Consider the following 21,715-nt stretch of genomic DNA (forward strand, 5'->3'; position numbering starts at 1 on the left):
TATGACGGGTTAAAAAGATCCTCATAAAACTTGAATTTTCCCGCCATTGTAACGGTGAAAGAGTCTTTTCCCCAGTGAGGCAAATCCGTATGCAGAGAACACAGAAAAAATACGCTCAACAATATTAATCGGGAGGCGGCCCATTATTTCGGATAGAGCCAAGGGAACATTATTCAACAGCAATCCCAGTTTAAAATCATCCTCCGGCGAAGAAAGTTTCTGTAATGCTACGCTGTGGATAAACATAGCGATGAGTCCTCCCAAAATACTCACAATTGCGCACATGATAACTCCAAGCAGTAATAGTGAAGTTATCGAATTTATGAATGGTTCTGAGGAATATGAAGAATCTTCGATAAAATGTCTTTTAAAATAGTCTGTCAGGTGTACCGCGGATATACTGCAAAGGGCATACAGCATATAGGCAGCAGGTTTACCCGTTGCCATTACATTAATAGCCGTGGCAAGAATTGCGCTGAGTATCCCGCAGGCCGGTCCAAAAAGAAAGGTAACCGTCAGGGTAAATATGGTATCCATAAACAGGGGAAGGCCGAGAATTTCAAAGACCAAAATATTGACCAGATAATCCAAACCGGCCGCACAAATACCGAATATACAATATTTTACCCAAGGTTTTACCATATTCCTGCACTACTTCCGTAACGCCTACACTTCAAACCCGTCCGCAATGGCGGTGATGGTTTTGATAGTGGCCTGGTTCCCTTCCGCAAGGCCGGAAACCTTTTGCGCGCCGGTATTGATAGCCGTTATACCGGTGACCATATCTTCTATACTTGTGGAGATCTCACGGGAATCGCTTTGTAGTTTTGTCATCTCGGAAAGCATGGCGGCGTTGCCCTCGTTCATCTCCTTGGAACCGGTACTGACTTCGTAGCTTATATCCTTCATGGTTTTGAGGGAATCCAGCACCTGATCCGCCCCACCCTGCTGTTCCCGGACAGCGTTGCTAACTTCGTAAATGAGCTTTTCCGTGTCCTCAACCCGCTCCGCCACAATGGCAAAGGCGCTCTCCGAAGCCTTAGTCCCCTTCACGATGCTGTCAATGGTACCGGTAATCTGCTTGAGCTCCGTGCTGATCCTCTGGGACTCCCGGGCGGAATTTTCCGCCAGCTTACGGATTTCATCGGCCACCACCGCGAATCCCCGCCCGGTTTCACCCGCATGGGCGGCCTCAATGGCGGCGTTCATGGCCAGAAGGTTTGTCTGGGCCGCGATGGTAGCAATGATGCGGTTCGCCTCCAGAAGGGACTGGGACTCCGCTACAATCTCCTGAACCTTGGCGGCGCTTTCCTGCTGGATCTTTCCGCCGTCCACAGCGGCGGTGTTCACCGCGCCGAACTGACTCTGCATTTTTTCAACCATGGAACCGATTGAATTGATGTTACCCACCATTTCCTCCACGGCGGCGGAAGCCCGGCTTACGCTTTCGCCCTGCCGGGAGATGGAAGTATCCAGGGATTCTATGTTCTTGGCAATTTCCTGTATCGCGGCGGAGGATTCTGAAACACTCCGCATCTGGGCTTCCGCCTTGATCCGGACCTGTTCAATTCCCCCGGATATGCGGGCAACGGATTCCGCCATATCCTGGGCGTTCCGCCCCAGTTCCACCCCCGAATCGGATAGTTCCCGCTGGCCGCTTTTTATCTCCCTCATACCGGTTTCCATATTTTCGCTGAAGCTGTTCACCATGCCGGAGATGGTCCCCAGCTCATCCACGGAGCAGATGAAAATACGCCGGGTAAGGTCCTTTTTCTCGGAGGACAGATTCTCCAGCTGAACAATAACCGAATTAAAAAGAACCGCGGTATTTTTTTTCAGGACCAATGCAAGGGCGCAGACGCCCGCCACAAAGGGAACCGTAAGGATGGCGGACATGGTCCAGTCCGCCGCATCGTTCATTTCGGTCATATTTTTCCCGGATATTACCGCCGAATAGACCGTAATCCCCAGCTCATAGAGCATGGAGATCAGCAGGATCGCCATGGGAATGATGAACATCTTGACGCTTATCCGGCCTTCCTTAAGGTCCCGGGGATAGAACATAAGCTTGTTGGACACCAGGGTCTTGGATACCAGTCCGTCGGATAATACATACACAAAGGCGGAAACAAACATAGCCGTAGAAAAACTTATAAGAAACAGGGGGTTTCTGAGGGCGCCGGAAACACCCACCGCCGTATGGCCGGTAAAAATAACCAGAAGACACCCCAGGCTAATCAAAATGATAACCGCAAAGGCCGCCAATGGTATCTTGCCCAGCTTTTCCAGGGTCTGTTTATACGCCTCCTCTCTGCCGGCCTGCCCCGGCTCTTTGACTGACGCAAAATTTTTTTCGCCAAAAAAACGGGCCTTTGAGGAAAGTATGACGGTGGTCAGGATCGGATAGATCACCAGGGGAAGGACCAGACGCAGCAGGGTCTGCTCAAGGGGAACGTCCAGATCCCCCAGAAAGAAAATAATCAGGAACATGAGAGCCGCCGAGACAACGCTGCTAATGGCAACGGTGGTGATAAAAACGATCTTTTTGGACATAAACTTCTCCAAGAATAATGTATAGATTCGATAATAGTTTGTCTATATATAAAGCCGCGCTGTTGTCAATACAGAAAAGCTCTAATTATATCCGGTTAGTGGAACTCACCATCGTAGCCCCAATTTTCGTATTCGCTGATGGTGAGGTATTGCCGGTCCGGTTTTATGCCGTATTCGGCGGTGATAAAATCGAAGAGCTTTTTGGTAAAGGTTTTTTTTGCTTCCTCTTTCGTCGTTGTGTAGACCCGGAGGTCGATGTAAACAGCGGGGGTTTCTGTTCCGCCCATGTATACGGCGCCTGAGTCCTGGATGTGGACGATGAGGTCGGGTTCGGTTTTGCCGGGGATGATGGTGATGAGGCGGCCAAGTTCGGACTTGAGTTTGTCTTTTTCCGCGTTACTGAGTTTTTGTCCTATGATCACCGAAATAAATGGCATCTTATTTCTCCTTTAGAATACTTTAGCTTAAAAAAACAGATGAAACAAGCATGGAAGTGGGGCTTAACATTATAAACTTAGGAAGAATAAAAAACCACAAGGTCGAAAAAGGCGCAGAAGGAAGGAGGAAAGAAGGTATTTTCCTTTTAATTCTGATTCGCCTTTTTCCTTGACAGACTAATCACATTAGTTATATATTATATACATTAGTCTACAAAGGAACCATGATGGGACAAAAAAGAGGATTGGATGACGAGGCGATTCTTTCTGCGGCGGTAACTCTTGCCGAATCCCAGGGGTTTGAAAGCCTGAATCTGCAAAGCTTGGCCGCCGCCCTGGGGGTAAAGCCGCCGTCCCTCTATAACCATATCAATGGTCTGGAAGATTTGCGGATACGCCTGGCCCAATTTGCCCTGGAGTTCATGGAAAAGAGTATCCGGGACAGGGTTGTGGGCCGTTCCCGGGAACAGGCGATCAGGGAAATTGCGGCAGCCTATCGGAGTTTTGCAAAAAAACACCCCGAATTGTATAAGGCCTTTTCCATTATTCCCCGGTCAGAAAATGCTGAACTCAAGGAAACAGCCCATTCCCTGCAAAATACATTAATCCGGATTCTGGAACCTTACAAATTGAAACCTCATGATGAAATACACTTTATCCGCTTTATACGGAGCAGCCTGCATGGATTTGTCTCCCTTGAAGCGATGGGGTTCTTTCACCAGGGCTGCGGGGTACATAAAGAGGCAAGTTTTAACGAGATAGTAAACATGTTTATTGTTATGCTGAAAAACTATCAAAAAAAGAGAGTACGCCTATGAAAATAGCTGCGGATATCCCAATAACGGGAGAAAAACTACTACCGCTTATCGAAGAATTATGGGGGAGCCAATGAACACCGGTGAGACGTCATTGCAAAACGAGAAATTCATTAAAATGACCACCGCGCCAATCGGCCCGCTTATCACCGGCCTTGCTATTCCATCGGCGATAATCATGCTTATCAGCGCCCTGTACAATATGGTGGATACATTTTTCGTGAGCTTCCTGGGAACCAGCGCAACCGCAGCAGTGGGCGTTGCTTTCCCCCTCATGGCGGTGATACAGGCGGTGGGGTTTTTCTTCGGCCACGGATCGGGTAATTATATTGCCCGTGAACTGGGGGCGCAAAACTTTGAAAACGCTTCAAAGATGGCAGCCACGGGCTTTTTTTCGGCGTTCATCGCCGGCGTATTGCTTGCGGTTTTCGGCATCCTGTTTTTGGACCCCCTGGTCCGTCTGCTTGGCGCGACGGACACGATTCTTCCATTCGCACGGAACTACATCCGCTTCATTCTTATGGGCGCCCCTTTTATGATGTGTTCCCTGATGCAAAATAACCTGCTCCGTTATCAGGGGAGTTCTTTTTACGGCATGATAGGTATGGTGGGCGGGGCGCTTATTAATATCGCCCTTGATCCGCTGTTCATTTTTGTTTTCCATTGGGGAACCGGCGGCGCGGGTTTTGCTACCATGATCAGTCAGTTTATCAGTTCTTGCCTGCTCTTTTGGGCTTCGGGAAAAAACGATAATGTGCGCATTAGGTTTAAATACTTTTCCCCGAGTTTGGCAAATTACCGGGAAATGGTACGAGGCGGCCTGCCTTCCCTTGCGCGGCAGGGAATAGCCAGTATTGCCGGTATCTGCATGAATAACCTTGCGGGCGCCTTCGGCGACGAAGTCATTGCGGCAATTACCATAGTACAGCGTGTTTTTATGATGGCCGCATCATTGATTGCCGGCATAGGACAGGGTTTCCAGCCGGTATGCGGTTTTAATTACGGAGCAAAACTATTCACCCGGGTAAAACAGGGCTTTCGATTTTCGTTGATTACCATGACCATCCCTCTAATCCCCCTCTGTATTTTTGGTTTTATCTTTGCTCCGCAGATTATTACGCTGTTCAGGCCGGATGATCCGCTGCTTATAGAGATTGGGACAAAGGCATTCAGGTATCAGTGTTATACCATTCCCCTCCTGGGCTGGATAACCATCAATAGTATGATGATGCAAACCATGGGCAAGGCCTTCGAGGCAAGTCTTTTGGCCATAGCTCGCCAGGGGCTGTTTATGCTGCCCCTGTTGTTTCTGCTCACCCCGCTTTTTGGTGTTAACGGAATTTTGGTCAGCCAACCCGCCGCCGATCTTGGTACATTTATCTTATCAATTCCGCTTTCAATACGCGTTTTCCGGGTGATGCAATAAGCGAAAAAGGTGAATAAGGACAGGGAAAATAGCAGGTATGACGTTTTACCCCTGTCTTCCCTTTGCGCGCCCTCTTCGCCTCCGTGGTTATTGGTTTAAAGATATACCAAAAAACAAAAAATACTTCTATAACGATAGTATAAAAAACGTTATTTTAAAAGTAGTTTATACAAAAATATTATCTGTCCCCGTATTTCGTGGATCGTATAAAGGAATTTACCGTGGAAAACATCCGCAAGAGAGTTCTTCTGGTTGACGATAATCAGGTCAATCTGAAAATGGCGCGTAATACCTTGATGAATAAGTACGATGTATTTACCGTTCCCAGCGCAGAAAAGATGTTTCTTTTTCTGGAATCCAATCCTGTGGACCTTATCCTGCTTGATATACTGATGCCGGATCTCAGCGGTTACGAGGCTATCATCGTTTTAAAGAAAAATGAAAAAACAAAGGATATACCGGTTATATTTTTAACCTCCAAAACTGATCCGGGAAGCGAACTGGAGGGCTTTAATCTGGGAGCAGTGGATTATATCGCCAAACCCTTTTCTCCGCCCCTGCTTATTAAACGGGTGGACGTACATATGCTGGTGGAATCGCAAAAATGGGAACTCCGGTATTTAAATGACAAGCTCCAGCAGCTGGTGGATGAAAAAACCGGCACGGTACTGAACCTGCGGCGCGGCATCCTGAAAACCATAAGTAACCTGGTTGAATGGAGGGATGATGTTACGGGGGAACATGTGGAACGGACCGAATATTTTCTGCGCATCCTGACGGAGGAAATGCGGAAAAAAAGGGTCTACGCCGCCGAGCTTGAAAGCTGGAACCTGGAACTTTTTTTCCAGTCCGCCCAACTGCACGATGTAGGGAAGATCGCCATACGGGATTCAATCCTGCTGAAAACAGCCGGACTGACTGAAGAAGAATTTGAGGAGATGAAAAAGCACACCACCTTTGGCGAAAAGATCATTGAAAAAATACAGGAAGGCGTTAAGGAAACGGTCTTTCTGACCCATGCCCGAATTATGGCCGGTTCCCATCATGAAAAATGGGATGGGTCGGGGTACCCCCGCGGTCTTGCGGGGGAGAATATTCCCCTCCAGGGCAGGCTCATGGCCATTGTGGATGTCTACGACGCCCTGGTCTCACAGCGGCCCTATAAAAAGGCCTTTTCACCGGACGAGGCGGCCAAGATAATCGGGGGTGAACGGGAGCGCCACTTTGATCCCAATATCACGGATGTTTTTTTGGGGATTTATACACAACTCAGACTGCCCGCCCAGGTACTGCATTTTGTAGACCCCCAGGGAAAAGAACGGGATCTGCCCGCTTAACACAGGGTTTTAGGGATATATACCCCGAATTCAAAATAGAGTATACTAAACCGGAACATGAAAAGCATCCGTAGGTATATTCAGGTTTTGGTTCCGCTTCTCTGTTTTTTATCCGGCAGGAGCTTTGCCGATGGTAACTCCCTGTCCATACATGATGTTTCGCAAAAGTGGGTAAACGTAGAAACCGAATTACTGAATTATATTACCGCTAAGAACCTGTCGCCGCGGGGAAGCCTTCCGGAAAACCTTTTAGCATCCCTTGATGGTTTCAAGCTATCCGTGGATGGGTTTCGCCGTTCCCTGCTGTATAAAAGCGGCATGATTACCGCCTTTTCCCCAAAGGATATGACCGCAAAAATAACGCATCTGACGGAGGAACTGGCGCAGGCGATTCGGGGGGAACAAACTGACGGGGTTTTAAATTCCGCAGCAGGAATCCGTAAAGAGCTTGCCCGGTGGCAGTATCTTGATTCGGCAATGGCGGATACTATTCACTTGGAATACTTTTACCAGTTCATTATTTTCATTACCCTTATCATCATCATGTCCCTGTTTGTATGGCAGCTCAATAGGGCGCTGGAAAAAACGCGGATCAGGAGCAGACAAAGCGCCGCCTTTTCCCGCCAAATGGTGCTTGGGCGGGAGCAGGAACGCTCCCGTATCGCCCGGGAGCTGCACGATACGGTGGCCCAGGAACTGAGCGCCCTGACAATGATGGTTTCGCAGATTAGCCGCCGCGCAACCAACGCTGAAATACAGGCGTTTTGTACCGATCTGAGCAGCGGCCAAACGGAGCTTATCGCCCGGGTGCGGACCATCTGTAACGACCTGGCGCCGCCGGAATTCCGCTACCGGGGGCTGTCGGATGCGCTGCGCAAGCTTTGCTATGATTTTAGTAACACGGCGAATATCGAATGCCGCATAACGGTTACCGAAGGGTTCAGTCCCGATCCCATGCCGGTTGAAATGCAGATCCAATGTTTCAGGCTGGTACAGGAGGCGCTTACGAATATCCGGAAACATGCGGAGGCAAGCGAAGTAACAGTACTGCTGCGCAATGCCGGTTACGGGGGCAGCGAAAAAAAACCGGGCCTGTTGATCTGTGTTTCCGATGACGGCAGGGGTTTCACCCCTCCCCTTTCCGCAGAAAATTGGCAAAGCCCCGGCCGCTTCGGTATCCGGGGAATGTATGAACGCATCGCCATACTGGGGGGAGTTTTAAGCTTTATAAGCGAAGAAGGCGAAGGTACCCTGGTAAAAATTGAGGCGCCGCTGCAATGAAAACCATCACCATAAAAAATATTGTGCCCTGTATAGCAGCGGCATTTGCCGTTTGTATACTCAACTATTCCCTCACCTTTCTGGGGGTTAAGGTACTCCATCTTCCCTTATTTCTGGACACCCTGTTCACCTGTACCATTGCCTTTGCCATCCCCCCCCTGCCGGGAATCTTCATCGCCGTCCTGAGTCACGGTATTGCAAGCGGGGTACAGTACATAGTGTTCAGCTCCTGGGGCTCTTTAGCTTTTATCCTGTGTACCACCGCAGAAGTGCTGTTGATATATGGTTTCCGCGGGAAGCTTACGCATCCGGCAAATTCCGCCAACCGGGGCGAGCCCTATTCAACGATCAGTACGGCATCATCCCTGCTCCTCCTATATCTCCTTACCTGTATAACCATAAGCCTCATCGGAGGTGTTATCGATTGGGCCGGTACGGTTATCCTGGGAACAGGAGACCACGAGGCGCTCTCCTATACTTTTTTCAAGATAGGATTACTGCGAAATAAACTGCCCCTTCTTGCGGCGAATATTTTCTCCCGCATCCCGGTAAATATTGTCGACCGGTTCATTACCATCTTCGGAGGTTACGGCCTGGGACAGCTGCTGCGCCGTGTTTTGGAAAAAAAGAAGGAAGGGAGATGAAGAAGAACTTGATGTTTGCTTTTTCGGCTTTGGGGTTAAAATTTTTATTTCCTGCTTACCCAAATCCTACAAGGCCAAAAGTTCATTCCGGGTGGCGGCGCCGGTTTTGGCGTAAATGCGGCTAAGGTAGTTTTCTATGGTGCGTAGACTGAGGGAAAGCTTTTTGGCGATAGCCCCGTTATCGTACCGTTTCTGAACAAGCTCTAAGATTTCCCGCTCCCGTTTGGTGAACAGAGCGTAAATATCCGGCATAGCCTTTGTTTTCAGTTCCAACCGGGGGTCAAGCCAGATGCGTCCCGCAAGAACCGCCTCAACCGCGGCCAGCATTTCCGCTTCCCCCGCGGACTTCGAGACATACCCCCGGGCCCCCATATGCAGGGCGGACTGTATGCGGAAGGGATCGTCAAACACCGAATATACCAGGATTGCGGGTATCCTGCCCCGGGAAAGCTCACCGGCAGCGACATGCTGTTTTTCCAGGGTCCCGATAAGCTCAAGCCCGTTTTCATCCCCCAGTTCCAGGTCCAGGATGATCAGGTCTGGAGGGAACTCCGGGCTGGCAAGCAGCCCCCGCGCCCCGGAGAGGGAAGCCGCCTCCCCGGCAATGCGATAACGGCCCGTGGCGGCCAGCCGGGCTTCCAGGCCGCGGCGCACCATCACATGGTCATCAACCAAAAAAATAGTCAGCATTCACAAAACATACACCCCTTTTAAAGATTTGTCGTGGGGGCTAACGCATAGAAACGGTTTTTTTTATTTTATGATAATTTCCCATTTTTGTGCGTAAACACTGAATACAAGGCCGGATTTTTTTATATAATATGCTCTTTAAGGAGTATTAATGATGAAAAAGATCGCATTCGTCTTTGCCCTGGCGGTTTCGGTTTTGCTGGCCGGGACCACCCCGCTCTTTGCCCAGGCCGCAGAACGGGCCTACTATGTGGATGTGGAGGCAGGGAACGACACCAACAACGGCCGCTCCCAGGAACAGGCCTTTAAATCAATTGACAAGGCCCTTGAATCCGCCAAAGCCACGGCGGTAAAAAAGATTGTCCTGCTTAAACCCGCGAATACGCGGCCTACAGATACTACCTCCTACGTGGGCTATACAAGCATAGACGATACCGGGGACGGCGAAATAACCATCACCAGCCTGAATGAGCCCATTGGGTTTGACCTAAGGCTTTCCATAAGGGGCAGGTCTAAATTCCGCTTTGAAAACGTCCGGCTCGTTAAGAGTGGAATTGACCTTTCCGGCGGCGCGCAGGCAGTTATTGGAAAGGATGCCCAGGTTTTCAGTGTATCCGCCGATGGCAGCGGGACCCTGGTAACCATTGAATCAAACGCAAAAATTATCAACGAGGCAATGATATACGATGATCGGCAAGCTGCCGGAATACGTGTGGGCGGAGGCGCAAAGGCTATCGTCAAAGACGATGTGGAAATTACCAACCTCCCTTCTATTGATCGTGGATTTGAGGAGGGTGTGTTAGTAAGCGGCGGTGAAATTACCATCCAGGACAATGTTAAAATCACCGGCGGCAAGGAGGCCGGCATTAAGTTTGGGGACGGAACGGTTACCCTCAAGGGCAATGTTTCGATCAGCGGCATTAACCTGAATACCTTCAATCCGGACGGCGGCGGCATAGAGATGACCGGGGGAACCCTGGTGATCCAGGACAACGTTACCATCACCGGCAATACCGTCAGCGGCAAGGGGGGCGGCATCTTTTTTAGGCCAGATAAACAAATACGGGCCACCATTACCGGGAATGTCGTAATTTCCGGCAACAAGGCCAAACAGGGGGGCGGCATCTACATAGCGGGAACGAAGGACGAGACCTTTAATGTTGGTAGCGGCACGTACTACTTTGACTGGGAATCCGAAGGAAATCCGGCGCGCAGGTTTAAAGGCGGGGTATTAGTTTCCCTGGAGGGAAGCGCCGCCATCAGGGATAATACCGCCGTCGAAGGGGGCGGCGTGTACATTGAAAACGGCAGCGTCTTCGCCCAATATACGGTGGATCGCGTAAAAAATACGGCAACCATCACCCAAACCCTGGGGGGCTTTTTCATGAAGGGCGGGACCATCAGCGGCAACAAGGCGGACTACGGCGCCGGGGTCTATGCGGCCGGCGAGGAGCTTTCCATACCGGAACAGCGGGGGGCCTATACCAGAGGCAATTTCGAGGTGCAGAACACGGGCAAACAGATCGCCAAGCCCGGCTTTACCCTCACGGCGGGGTCCATTACCGGTAACGCCGCAGAGTTCGTGGGCGGCGGGATATTTGTGAAGCAAAGCGGCGCCTACGCCCCCGGCAAAGGAACCGTCACCGGCAACACCGCCGGGGACGGCGAAGGCGAAAACGTGTACAACCTGCCATAAGATAAAGTTCCATTTCTTGGAAATTTCCAGCCGCAAAGGAAACCTCCTTTGCGGTTCCCTTTCTTCCTTCTTATTTTTGGTTTAAAAATATACCTAAATACAAAAACTACTTCTATAACAGTACCGCAAAAAAAATTATTTTAAAAAAGATATAAAAAAATTATCATTCCCCGGTACGGTATTTTGCAGAACCGGAGGGAGAAGAAAGGGATCCGCCCGCTTAATGAAGACTAACCGGATTGCGGTACAATTTGCCTTTGTTTTTTCTGCCTTTCTCCTGATGGTACTGGTAAGCTATTTCTTTGTCCGCAGCATTCTGGAAAAAGAGATTGACGCTGCGGCGGCTGGCGCCCTGGGAACAGCGGAACTGCGGCTCTACGCCACCCTGCAGGAATCCGAACTAATCCTGGCGGAAGCATCCTACCTGATTCGGAACCGGCTTTTCCCCGGGCAGAAAGAAGGCATTCAGGATTTTCTCCGGGAATATACCGGATGGATAGGCGAAGCAGACGGCGGCATCGGTTATTCCTCGGGATTTCTTGACCTCTACGGATGCTTCCGGGGCCAATTTGTAAGCAGTTCCGGCTGGGAGGCGCCTGATTCTTATGTACCCCATGAAAGACCCTGGTATATAGCGGCCCGGGAAAATCCCTACAAGACCGCCTTCACCGCCCTCTACACCAATACGGTCACCGGGGAAAATGTTATTTCCGTATCCAAAAGCCTCTATGGCCCGGAGGGGGAATTCTACGGCGTTATCGCCATGGAGATATCCATCGATAATATCGCCGAGTATGTGGAGAATATGAGCATTGCCGCAGGGGGATACGGTTTGATGCTGAACCAGGATCTTAGCTTTATCATCCACCCCGATCCGGCAAGGATAGGCAAATACATGGGGCAGTTCAGCCGGAACCACGAAAAAATAACCGCTATACTGCGCTCGGGAGAAAAAGATACCGCCGCGGTGCGGGTCCTGGGCCCGGAGAACAAAATCATGGTAACCTATTATAAACAGCTTTTTAACGGCTGGTATGTGGGCCTGGCTACTCCCCTGGTAAGCTACTATGAAGATCTATGGCATATGTCTATCGTGCTTTCCGCCCAGGGGATCATCCTGGTATCCCTAATAAGTTATCTCCTGATCCGCCTTAACCGGGAGAAAAACAAATCGGAAACAGAAAACAGAAGTAAATCCAGTTTTTTAGCAAAGATGAGCCACGAGATCCGGACCCCCATGAACTCCATCCTGGGTATGTCCGAAATTATCATGCGTAAGGATATCCCCGGTGATCTGTACGAATACATTTCGATCATCAACCAGGCGGGAACCTCCCTGCTGGCAATTATCAACGATATTCTTGATCTTTCAAAAATTGAATCCGGTCAGATGAAGCTGGAACCGAAGTTCTACTGTTTTTCATCCCTGATAAACGATGTGATCAACATGATCCATATCCGCTTTGCCGACAGGCCGGTTGATTTTTTTGTTAATACTGACAGCGCCATCCCGGCCTGGCTTTTTGGAGACGAGGTCAGGATACGGCAGATCCTGCTCAACCTGCTCAACAACGCTGCGAAATACACCAAAGAAGGATTTGTGATCCTGAACATCCAATCAAAAATAATTTGGGAAGGAAAACTGGAACTGGAAATTGAGGTGAGCGACAGCGGGATCGGCATAAAGGAAGAGGATCTTAAAAGACTGTTTAACGAATTTTCCCGGCTGGACCTTTCCCACAACCAGGGGGTTGAGGGCACCGGCCTCGGCCTTCCCATTGCCCTTAATCTCTGCAAGGCCATGGAGGGGGACATCACCGTGGAAAGCAGCTACGACAATGGTTCCACCTTTACCGCCAGGATTGTACAGGGTTTTACGGACCTGAAAAAAACAGCCGCCCTTACACGGCCGCCCGCAAAGGGGGTGCTGATCCTGGAGGAACGGCCCCGGTTTTACCGGTTTTTAAACGCCGCCCTGGAAGGACTTGGGGTATCACCCCGGCGCGCCGAAACCCTGGATGTTTTTATAAGGGAACTTGAAGAAGGAAAAAACGATTTTGCCTTTGTATCCTCAAGATACGCCGCCGATTCTGTGGCTGCGGTGGGGAAAAACCCCTCCCCCCCTCATTTGGTGATCATGGTAGAAAAGGGGGAAGGAACGGCCTACCGGGATATCAACTGTATCCTCATGCCAATTTATTCTATCACCATGGCTAATGTGTTAAACGGTACTTCCATCGGACGATCCTTACCCAGGGATCATCACCGGACGGAGTTTACCGCCCCCTCCATAGGGGTGTTAATTGTTGACGATATCTCCACCAACCTGCGGGTAGCCAAGGAACTTATGGCCGCCTATGGCATGGTCATTGACACCTGTCTTTCCGGTTCCCATGCGGTAGAAATGGTAAAAAACAAACGCTATGATCTTATTTTTTTGGATCACATGATGCCCGACATGGACGGCCTTGAAGTTGCCGCCAAAATCAGGGCCATGGGAATAAGCGATGAATACTACCGGAAGCTGCCCCTTATCATGCTCACCGCAAACGCCCTTACGGGTCAGCGGGAACTGTTTCTGAAAAACGGAGCGGATGATTTTCTCGCAAAACCTATCGAAACAAAAAAACTCAACGCCATACTGGAAAAATGGATACCCCGGGAAAAACGGATAAACTCCCTTGCCGAAGAGAAGGACCACCCCGACAAAAAGAGCCCTCCCCTCCCCGGCATACCCGGCCTTGATCAGATCCGGGGTATGCAAAATTCCGGGGACGATCCGGCGATCTACCGGGACATACTCTCTTCCTTTAGTCATGATGCGGCGGACAAAGCCGGGGAGTTGAAGGAAGCTGCGGAGAAAGGAGACCTCGGCCTCTATACCATCCTTGTCCACGCCCTCAAGGGGGCAGCCCGCAGCGTAGGCGCCCTTGAGTTTGGAGAAGATGCAGCGTTGATGGAAGAAGCGGCCCGACGGGAAGACGCAGAGACCATAAAGGAAAAAACGGCGCCGCTGCTGGAAAAGCTCACGTCGTTGTTAAACAGCATTAACGCTTCCCTCCTTCATGATGAAGTCCCGGCTGCCCTTCAAGCGGGAACGGCTGTCCCGGGACTTATGGAGCTCAAAAACGCCCTCGTCAATATGCACATTGGAGAGGTGAATACGCTGCTCCTCCAGTATGCGCTTATGCCTCTGGATAAAAAAACAAAGGACCGCATAACGGAGATAGAACAATTTATACTGTTGTTTGAATATGACAAGGCGATTAAATGTATCGACCTGCTATTGAATTAAGCATCGCCCGGTTCTTCGCCCAGTTCGATCTCCTTAACCATATACAGAGTGTTTTTCCAGGAAAGCTTTCCGCTTCCCCCAATATTCTTTCATACTGTCAATAAGCCCGCGATATATAGGGAAGAGATCATCATAGATATGCACATTTTCTGGATTGGGAAAATAGCGCTTATGTTCTTTAACGATTAAATGGGCCGCTTCTTCGTAGGATGTATACAATCCGATTCCTACACCTGCCGTAATCGCCGCGCCGCGTATGCCAAGTTCCTCTCCCTCAGGAACCACAAGTTCGCAATTCATCACATCCGCAATAATTCTGCACCATACATCACTGCGGGCGCCGCCGCCGGTGATGGCAATTTTTTTCACCGCAAAATCCATTTCTGTCAGACAGTGCTTTGCGGATAAGGCGACGCCTTCATAGACAGAACGGCAAAGATCCCCCGCATTGGTAAGGGCGTTAATTCCAAAAAAACCGGAGGCGGCGTTTGGCTCAACAAAGGGCGCACGTTCACCCCCTAAAAATGGATGATAGAGCACTCCCCTTGCGCCGGCGGGGGATGTTTCGATTAGTTTATCGATTAAGATAAAATCGGGTATTTTACCGTCCTTTGTATCCGTTAAAAGATTAAACCCATGTGCCATCCAATCAACATTCGGCGTTCCCGATTGGGCGCCAAAGACACGCAGCCATTGTTTATCCACCGCATGCAGAACCGTTGCGCCAATAGTACGATTGTCCCTCGGGGATTCCCCAAAAGAGGCGGCGAGCAGTGATGTGGTTCCCAATATCAACAAAGCCTGCCCGGAAGAAACCACACCGGCGCCAACCGCATTAGCCGCGACATCAATCAACCCGGTCACCACCGGTGTCCCCGGCAGCAATCCTGTTTTTAGAGCAGCGCCGTTATGCACTGTTCCTATAACCGAAAAAGAGTCTTTCACCGCCGGTATTTTATCATCTAAAAACGAAAGGTCCAAATCCTTCAGTATTGAGTGGTCAATCCGGCGGGTTTCTACATTGGTAAAGGGAATAGTCCCATCGCTTCTGTCGGTGGCTATTTCGCCGGTAAGGCAGTAGTTTATCCAGTCCTTGCAGCAAAAAACGGTCCCCAGGGATTTAATTACACCGGGATTAGTATCCCTGAACCATGCCATGATGGGCGCCATGGCCCCCGGCCACAGCGCCGTGGCGGTTTTTGCATACACCTTTGCCAAAAGCCCATTTTGTTTCCAGGCGTTCACGATTTCACCGGCCCTGGTGTCATTCCAAAGCACCGCCTGTCCCAGGGGCTTCCCTGTTTTGTCAATCATCCACGCGCCGTCGCCCTGTCCGGCGCAGGCAACTGCGGCTATAGCATCCCCGCTTACTTTTGCTGCGCGCATTGAATTGTTTATACAGGAAGCAACCACCTCCCATACAACATTCATATCCTGGCCGGAAAATCCATCCTTGGAGCGGATAACCGAAACCTTTTCCGATGCCGTGCCGATACGTTCCCCACGGAGGGTGACAACAGCGGCCTTAATAGAAGAAGTACCTATATCAACGCCAATAACCAGATCTTTCATATAAACCTCCGCGGAGCAAGCTCCGGGGTATTAAACCGGACTTTCGAATAAAACGGCAGGCCCGTTATGGGCGGCGCCGATCACCGGCTGGTCAAATATATTATTTCCTAGTGTTATTAAGTAATAACTAAGTAATAATAAATTGTCAAGCGGGCTTCGATAAAAGATTGTTTAAAAATAATTTAACGTATATATACGCTTCATATGGTGTAATTATATTGTATATACGGTATATATAGCGTGTATATATGAAATACAGCTTCATATTCATTTATTATCATATCTTAGTAAATGAATGGGTATACTTGACATTTATATTCCTATTCCCCTATAATAACCGATAATGTCACGCCAGTCTGTGACCCTTTTTATCAGGAGGTTGTAGGTGGATTATTTAACGTTAAAAGAGGCGCCGAAACGGGAAGATAGGCTGCATAGCTGCATTACTTATGGCGGTACCCTTTGCGGCCTTCAAAAGCGGCTGGGGCATGGGTGTTTACAGGACGGCGAGCGCGAATTTTCTCAAGGCTCATTATGTCTTCTTTTGCCGGCCTTGGCAATCATCAACACTTTTCCTGACAATGTAATCATCATGCATGCCGCCGTTGGCTGCGGTTCCTGTTTACAGTCCCACAACGGCAGTGCCCGTTCAGGGGGTATGCTCCGGACCGGAAAACTTAAAGACGCAATATGGGTGTCCACGGCGCTCAATGAAATTGATGTTATTAGCGGCGGCGAAAAAAAGCTGCGGCAGGCCATTATTGAAGTGGACCGGCTGTATACCCCCAAAACCATTACCGTGGTAAGCGGCTGTGTTCCCGGCATCATCGGTGATGATATTGACGGTACCGTAGACGACCTGCGAAGCCAGATATCGGCGATCCTGATACCGGTCCACTGCGAAGGGTTTAAGACAAAAATATGGGCCACGGCCTATGATGCGATTTACCACGGCCTCGGCAAGAACCTTCTGGAAGATCCCGCACAGAGAAATCGTGTTATATCGGACGACATTGAGGAAGCCCGTTTTAATTATCTTAAAAAGCGCCGGGTAAATCTCTGCAACCTTTCTTCAATGAGCAGAATAGATGAACTGGAACTGACCCGGCTTTTGAACGCCCTGGACTTGGACGTAAATATATTTCCGCTTTATAAAGATTCCGAACAAATGTATTCGGTAAAATACGCCGCCCTCTCCATCAGTACCTGTCCAACCCATGATGACTATTTTTTACAGTTTCTTAAAGAACGGTTCGGCATTCCCTACCTTCTCCAGCACATGCCCGTCGGTATAGAAAACACCAAGTCCTGGATACGTTCTGTGGCGCAGTTTTTCGGCAAAGAAGCGGCGGCGGAACAGTTGATACAATATGAAATGTCCCTGCTTGAGGAAGCGTTGATACCCTACCGGAAATTTTTCAAAGGGAAAACCGCCTTTATCAGCGCCGGGGAATTCAGAGCCCTTGCAACCGCGTATTTGGTCCACGAACTCGGGTTTACCGTAATAGGGGTCCGGCCATTCCATCATGATGAATACGCCGAAAAGGAATATGAAAAATTGAAAAACATCGTCGGTGATTTTCCCCTGAATATTGCCAATATGCAGCCCTTTGAGGAGGCAAATTTGCTGCGGTCCCTAAAGCCGGACCTTTTTATGGGCCATTCGCAGAGCAATGCTACCGCCGTTAAACTGGGCATACCGGTCCATACCGTTTTCAGCAGTTCCCTTTCCTATATTGGTTTTCGCGGCGTTTTTGAAGTTGCCCGCAGACTCTACCGGCAGCTTTCAAACCCCTCCCTGAACAGAAAGTTTCCCAAGTACATTAAACTGCCCTATAAGGAAAGTTGGTATCAGGAGAGTCCCTTCAAATATATAAAGGATAACAAAGATGAGTCATAGCTACATCGAACGCCCCCGTTACTTCTGTTCCTTTGGGGGAGCGCTCTCAACCCTTGAAGCTCTGCCTGATACCATACCCATAATGCATGCCCCTTCGGGCTGCGCCGCCAGTATTGCCTGGGGCCAAGTCGGCGGTTCCGCCCTGGAAGTCGGCGGCTATTGCGGCGGGCTTTCAGTGCCAAGCTCAAATGTCACCGATCGTGAGGTAATTTTTGGCGGGTCAGATCGTCTGACGGAACAGATACAACGGACATTGGAAATAATGGAAGGCCGTCTCTTTGTGGTCATCACCAGCTGTGTTACGGACATCATCGGTGATGATATAAAAGCCGTCGTTTCTGACATTCGATCTGAGATAGACAATACTCCAAATTCGGAAAACCCCGCATTAATTTTTGCAAATACCGGTGGTTTCCTGGGTAATTCTTATAAGGGCTATGATATTGTCATGTCCGCCATAGTACAGCAATTTGTCGCTAAACCGGAAACAAAGAAACGGGGCAAAGTAAATATATTGGGGATAGTACCCTCTATGGACTGTTTCTGGCGGGGTAACCTTGAGGGCATACGTAAAGTTCTGGAACTGCTGGGCCTTGAAGTCAACACCTATTTTACGGGAAAAGATTCCCTTGAAACAATCCGCAATTCTTCTGAGGCCGAACTCAATATCGTTGTTTCTGATTTATATGGGATTGATATTGCCAAAACGTATAAGGACCTGTACGATATACCCTATATTGTATCATCCCTACCCGTAGGACCAACCGCCACAGAAAAATTGCTCCGCGAAACCGCAAAGGCATTGCATCTTGAAATTAATATTGAAGAAATTATTGATGCGCAATACCGGGAATATTATCATCTACTAAGCTCACTTATAGACGCTTTGTATGATGCCGATCACCAACGCTACGCCGTAATTGTCGCGGATGTAAATTATGCGGTTGCCATAACCCGTTTTCTATTTGATGACTTTGGCTGGATACCCGTACATGTTCAATTAACTGAAATTTTAACGCCGGAACAACAAAAAACAATAAGCGGCAAATTATCTGCGGAAAATCCGGTATTTAATCCACAGGTAATTTTTGATACCAATGCAAGCGAAGCCGGGCGGTACATAAATGCGCTCTATCCTAAAAGAGATACGGATTTATATGTAAACAACCTGTCCCCCGTTTTTGTATTTGGCAGCTCATTGGAACGGGATCTTGCGCTTAAATTTGCGGCCCCCCATCTTAGTATAAGCTTTCCCATAACAAACCGCGCCGTCATTAACAGGGCTTATACCGGATTTTCAGGCGGGCTAACCCTTATTGAAGATATTTTAAGCGCCACAATCATTAATCGTTAAGGTATAAAGAAAGGGAGAATTCGGATGTCGAGAATATCGAGAAGTTTAACTGAATTAATTGGCAATACCCCCCTATTGGAACTTGTCAATTACAACGAATCAAAAAACCTGGAGGCCCGGCTTCTTGCAAAATTGGAGTATTTTAATCCACTGTCATCCGTAAAGGACAGAATCGGCTATGCGATGATTAAGGATGCGGAAGAACGGGGCATTCTTAATAAGGACACCATTATTATAGAGCCGACCAGCGGGAATACGGGGATTGCTCTGGCATTTGTAGCGGCGGCGCGGAAGTATAGAATAGTCCTTACCATGCCGGAAACCATGAGCCTTGAACGCCGCAATCTTCTAAAAGCCCTTGGGGCTGAACTGGTATTAACTCCCGGCCCAGACGGAATGAAGGGAGCAATAGCCAAGGCAAAAGAACTTTCAATGTTAACCCCAAATTCCTGGATTCCCGGCCAGTTTGATAACCCGGCTAATCCGCGTATCCATCGTGAAACAACCGCCGTAGAAATATGGAATGATACTGATGGCAAGGTTGATATATTTGTCGCCGGCGTTGGAACCGGCGGGACCATCACCGGGGTTGGTGAAGCGCTTAAAGCGAGAAATCCGGCTGTAACAATTGTTGCGGTTGAACCCTTTGAATCACCGGTGCTTTCAGGAGGCGCTGCGGGGCCTCATAAAATTCAGGGCATAGGAGCCGGATTTATTCCCTATGTATTTAACCCTAAAATAATTGATGATATTTTCAGAGTAAGGGGCGATGATGCTTTTGAGACGGCCCGGGAAATCGCCGCCGCGGAAGGTCTTTTAGTGGGGATATCTTCCGGCGCCTCCGCTTATGCCGCAACTGCACTGGCAAAACGTCCTGAAAACAAAGGGAAGATAATTGTGGCATTGTTACCTGACACCGGCGAGCGGTACCTTTCGACGACACTGTTCGCCGAAGATTCTTTTTTTATGCCTCCACAGGGAAGATAACAATTATAGTGAACATACGATATTAGCAAAACTAAAGGTGGAATATTATGGAAGCAGAGGAATTATATAAACAGTTAGCCGATGCCGTAGTTAATATGGATGAAGACAAGGCGGTTCAACTTTCCCATCAGGTTATTGAGTCGAGTTATGACGCTTATGAGGCCATTGATAAGGGTCTTGCGGCCGGTATGGCGCAGGCGGGTCAATTATTTGAAGATGAAGAATACTTTGTACCCGAACTGATTATTTGTGCCGATGCGATGAACGCCGGAATTGCTATTTTAAAACCCTTTTTAAAGTCGGAAGAAGTTTCAACTCAACACAAAGCTGTTATCGGAGTTATTGAAGGCGATACCCATGACATAGGTAAAAATCTCGTACGAATCATGCTGGAAGCCGCTGGTTTTAGTGTTCTTGATTTAGGCCGTGATATCCCTCCTAAAACCTTTGTGGATAAGGCACTGGAAATAAACGCAGAATTGATACTTGTATCATCCCTAATGACTACCACAATGGATGCCATGGCGGATGTTGTTAAAATTATCAATGAACGTGGTTTACAGGGAAGATTTAAAGTCGCCGTGGGCGGCGGTCCTATTTCACAGGGCTTTGCTAAACGCATTGGCGCCGATGGTTATGCCAGAAATGCAGCCGAAGCGGTTCGGCTTTGTCAAAAACTTCTTGCGTAATGGAGGATAAGAGATGGATGCTTTTACTCCCAAAGAACGATTACAGAAAATACTAAATAAAGAAAAAACGGAACGCCCTCCGGTTATATGCCCAGGGGGTATGATGAATGCGGCTATTGTAGACGTTATGGAAAAAACAGGCCATACCCTCCCTGCAGCACACCATTCAGGTGAATTGATGGAAGATCTGGCCTATGATGTATATGAAAACACCGGGTTTGAAAACTTTGGCATTCCCTTTTGCATGACCATTGAAGCGGAAGCCCTTGGAAGCGCCGTAGATTTTGGCTCCCTTAAATGTGAACCAAAAATTGACCGTGAACCGTTCCCCTCCGCAGATAAAGTAAATTTTCTGCCAAATGGCGCTATACTGAAAAATAACCGCGCCCAGGCAGTTATCACTGCGGTTTACAACCTATCAAAAAAGAATCCCGATATTCCGGTTATTGGCAGCCTGACCGGACCAATAAGTTTAGCCGCGTCGATTGTTGATCCGATGACTTTTTTTAAGGATCTGCGTAAAAACAAGGAAGCATCCCACCGGGCATTAAACTATGTTGCGGATCAGCTTATCGACTATGCACGGCTTATCGTAGACAGCGGTGTTTCCGTAATATCTATCGCGGACCCAACCGCAACCGGTGAAATACTCGGTCCAAAAATGTTTGAGGAATACGCAGTACCCTACATCAATAAAATCACCGCCGCTATCCTTGAAATGGGCGTACCGGTTATCGTTCATATCTGCGGCAATGTAAAGTCGGTTAAACAGCATATTCCGAATCTCCGGGGTAAAGCAATAAGTGTTGATGCAATGGTAAATTTGCAATCCCTTAAGGAGGAACATTCCGGCCTTACAACAATGGGAAACCTTAGTACCTATCTGCTTGAATTTTCTGACCCCGAAAAGGTGCATAGGGCAACAGAGAGTCTGCTTACACATAATATTGATATAATGGCCCCTGCCTGCGGTCTTTCCACTTCTACACCCCTTGCTAATATCAAGACGTTTACAGATGTTGTTAAGGGGAATTGAAAA

General features: G+C 48.8%; 17 protein-coding genes. 12 read left to right on the forward strand and 5 right to left on the reverse strand.

Translation table 11 applies throughout. The features are described 5' to 3' along the window. Positions 1-21: 21 nt before the first annotated feature. The 3 genes from LQZ19_RS10170 to LQZ19_RS10180 all read right to left on the reverse strand — a co-directional run bounded on the left by LQZ19_RS10170 (position 22) and on the right by LQZ19_RS10180 (position 2,990). Complete coding sequence (locus tag LQZ19_RS10170; RefSeq protein ID WP_411047559.1) at positions 22-537, reverse strand: hypothetical protein; 516 nt, start codon at positions 535-537, stop codon at positions 22-24. A 129-nt stretch (positions 538-666) separates the two neighbouring features. After that, complete coding sequence (locus LQZ19_RS10175; protein WP_411047560.1) at positions 667-2,553, reverse strand: methyl-accepting chemotaxis protein; 1,887 nt, start codon at positions 2,551-2,553, stop codon at positions 667-669. Between the two features lie 95 nt (positions 2,554-2,648). Next, on the reverse strand, positions 2,649-2,990 hold the full coding sequence (locus LQZ19_RS10180) for a phenylpyruvate tautomerase MIF-related protein (protein ID WP_411047561.1): 342 nt from the start codon (positions 2,988-2,990) through the stop codon (positions 2,649-2,651). A gap of 224 nt (positions 2,991-3,214) precedes the next feature. Here LQZ19_RS10180 and LQZ19_RS10185 point away from each other — a divergent pair, with 224 nt between their 5' ends. The 5 genes from LQZ19_RS10185 (at position 3,215) to LQZ19_RS10205 (ending at position 8,493) form a co-directional block, all read left to right on the forward strand. Then, positions 3,215-3,808, forward strand: coding sequence for a TetR/AcrR family transcriptional regulator (locus LQZ19_RS10185; protein WP_411047562.1), 594 nt, complete (start codon positions 3,215-3,217; stop codon positions 3,806-3,808). A gap of 70 nt (positions 3,809-3,878) precedes the next feature. Beyond that, positions 3,879-5,231 carry an MATE family efflux transporter gene (locus LQZ19_RS10190; RefSeq protein ID WP_411047563.1) on the forward strand — a complete coding sequence of 451 codons (1,353 nt, stop codon included), beginning with the start codon at positions 3,879-3,881 and terminating at the stop codon, positions 5,229-5,231. Positions 5,232-5,452: 221 nt separating this feature from the next. Next, positions 5,453-6,568: an HD domain-containing phosphohydrolase gene (locus LQZ19_RS10195; protein WP_411047564.1), complete on the forward strand. Its 1,116-nt coding sequence runs from the start codon at positions 5,453-5,455 to the stop codon at positions 6,566-6,568. A 57-nt stretch (positions 6,569-6,625) separates the two neighbouring features. Further along, positions 6,626-7,849, forward strand: coding sequence for a sensor histidine kinase (locus tag LQZ19_RS10200; RefSeq protein WP_411047565.1), 1,224 nt, complete (start codon positions 6,626-6,628; stop codon positions 7,847-7,849). Further along, the gene (locus LQZ19_RS10205; protein ID WP_411047566.1) at positions 7,846-8,493 is read left to right on the forward strand and encodes a hypothetical protein; all 648 of its coding nucleotides are present in this window, start codon (positions 7,846-7,848) and stop codon (positions 8,491-8,493) included. The genes LQZ19_RS10200 and LQZ19_RS10205 overlap by 4 nt, the downstream gene beginning before the upstream one ends. A gap of 66 nt (positions 8,494-8,559) precedes the next feature. Here the strand turns inward: LQZ19_RS10205 and LQZ19_RS10210 are convergent, their stop codons facing one another. Beyond that, complete coding sequence (locus LQZ19_RS10210) at positions 8,560-9,183, reverse strand: response regulator (RefSeq protein ID WP_411047567.1); 624 nt, start codon at positions 9,181-9,183, stop codon at positions 8,560-8,562. A gap of 151 nt (positions 9,184-9,334) precedes the next feature. On the opposite strand from LQZ19_RS10210, the gene LQZ19_RS10215 reads away from it, so the two are divergent. Together LQZ19_RS10215 and LQZ19_RS10220 are read left to right on the forward strand one after the other, a co-directional pair. Beyond that, a complete protein-coding gene (locus LQZ19_RS10215) occupies positions 9,335-10,879 on the forward strand; it encodes a right-handed parallel beta-helix repeat-containing protein (RefSeq protein ID WP_411047568.1) in 1,545 nt (514 codons plus the stop codon). Positions 10,880-11,102: 223 nt separating this feature from the next. Then, positions 11,103-14,174, forward strand: a complete 3,072-nt coding sequence (locus tag LQZ19_RS10220) for a hybrid sensor histidine kinase/response regulator (RefSeq protein ID WP_411047569.1) — start codon at positions 11,103-11,105, stop codon at positions 14,172-14,174. Positions 14,175-14,207: 33 nt separating this feature from the next. Here LQZ19_RS10220 and LQZ19_RS10225 read toward each other — a convergent pair whose 3' ends face one another. Then, complete coding sequence (locus tag LQZ19_RS10225; protein WP_411047570.1) at positions 14,208-15,746, reverse strand: FGGY-family carbohydrate kinase; 1,539 nt, start codon at positions 15,744-15,746, stop codon at positions 14,208-14,210. A 385-nt stretch (positions 15,747-16,131) separates the two neighbouring features. Between LQZ19_RS10225 and LQZ19_RS10230 the strand changes: the two genes are divergently transcribed. Genes LQZ19_RS10230 through LQZ19_RS10250 form a run of 5 tightly spaced genes read left to right on the forward strand, consistent with a single transcriptional unit; the run spans position 16,132 to position 21,712 of the window. Then, the gene (locus LQZ19_RS10230; protein WP_411047571.1) at positions 16,132-17,646 is read left to right on the forward strand and encodes a nitrogenase component 1; all 1,515 of its coding nucleotides are present in this window, start codon (positions 16,132-16,134) and stop codon (positions 17,644-17,646) included. Further along, complete coding sequence (locus LQZ19_RS10235; protein ID WP_411047572.1) at positions 17,636-19,000, forward strand: nitrogenase component 1; 1,365 nt, start codon at positions 17,636-17,638, stop codon at positions 18,998-19,000. The genes LQZ19_RS10230 and LQZ19_RS10235 overlap by 11 nt, the downstream gene beginning before the upstream one ends. A gap of 24 nt (positions 19,001-19,024) precedes the next feature. After that, positions 19,025-19,987, forward strand: coding sequence for a cysteine synthase A (cysK, locus tag LQZ19_RS10240; RefSeq protein ID WP_411047573.1), 963 nt, complete (start codon positions 19,025-19,027; stop codon positions 19,985-19,987). 47 nt (positions 19,988-20,034) lie between these two features. Beyond that, entirely contained in the window at positions 20,035-20,676 is a 642-nt protein-coding gene (locus LQZ19_RS10245) for a corrinoid protein (RefSeq protein WP_411047574.1), read from the forward strand. A gap of 13 nt (positions 20,677-20,689) precedes the next feature. Next, entirely contained in the window at positions 20,690-21,712 is a 1,023-nt protein-coding gene (locus LQZ19_RS10250; protein ID WP_411047575.1) for a uroporphyrinogen decarboxylase family protein, read from the forward strand. Positions 21,713-21,715: the final 3 nt, after the last annotated feature.

This window comes from Treponema primitia, assembly GCF_046533075.1.
Classification (GTDB): Bacteria; Spirochaetota; Spirochaetia; order Treponematales; family Breznakiellaceae; genus Termitinema; species Termitinema primitia_B.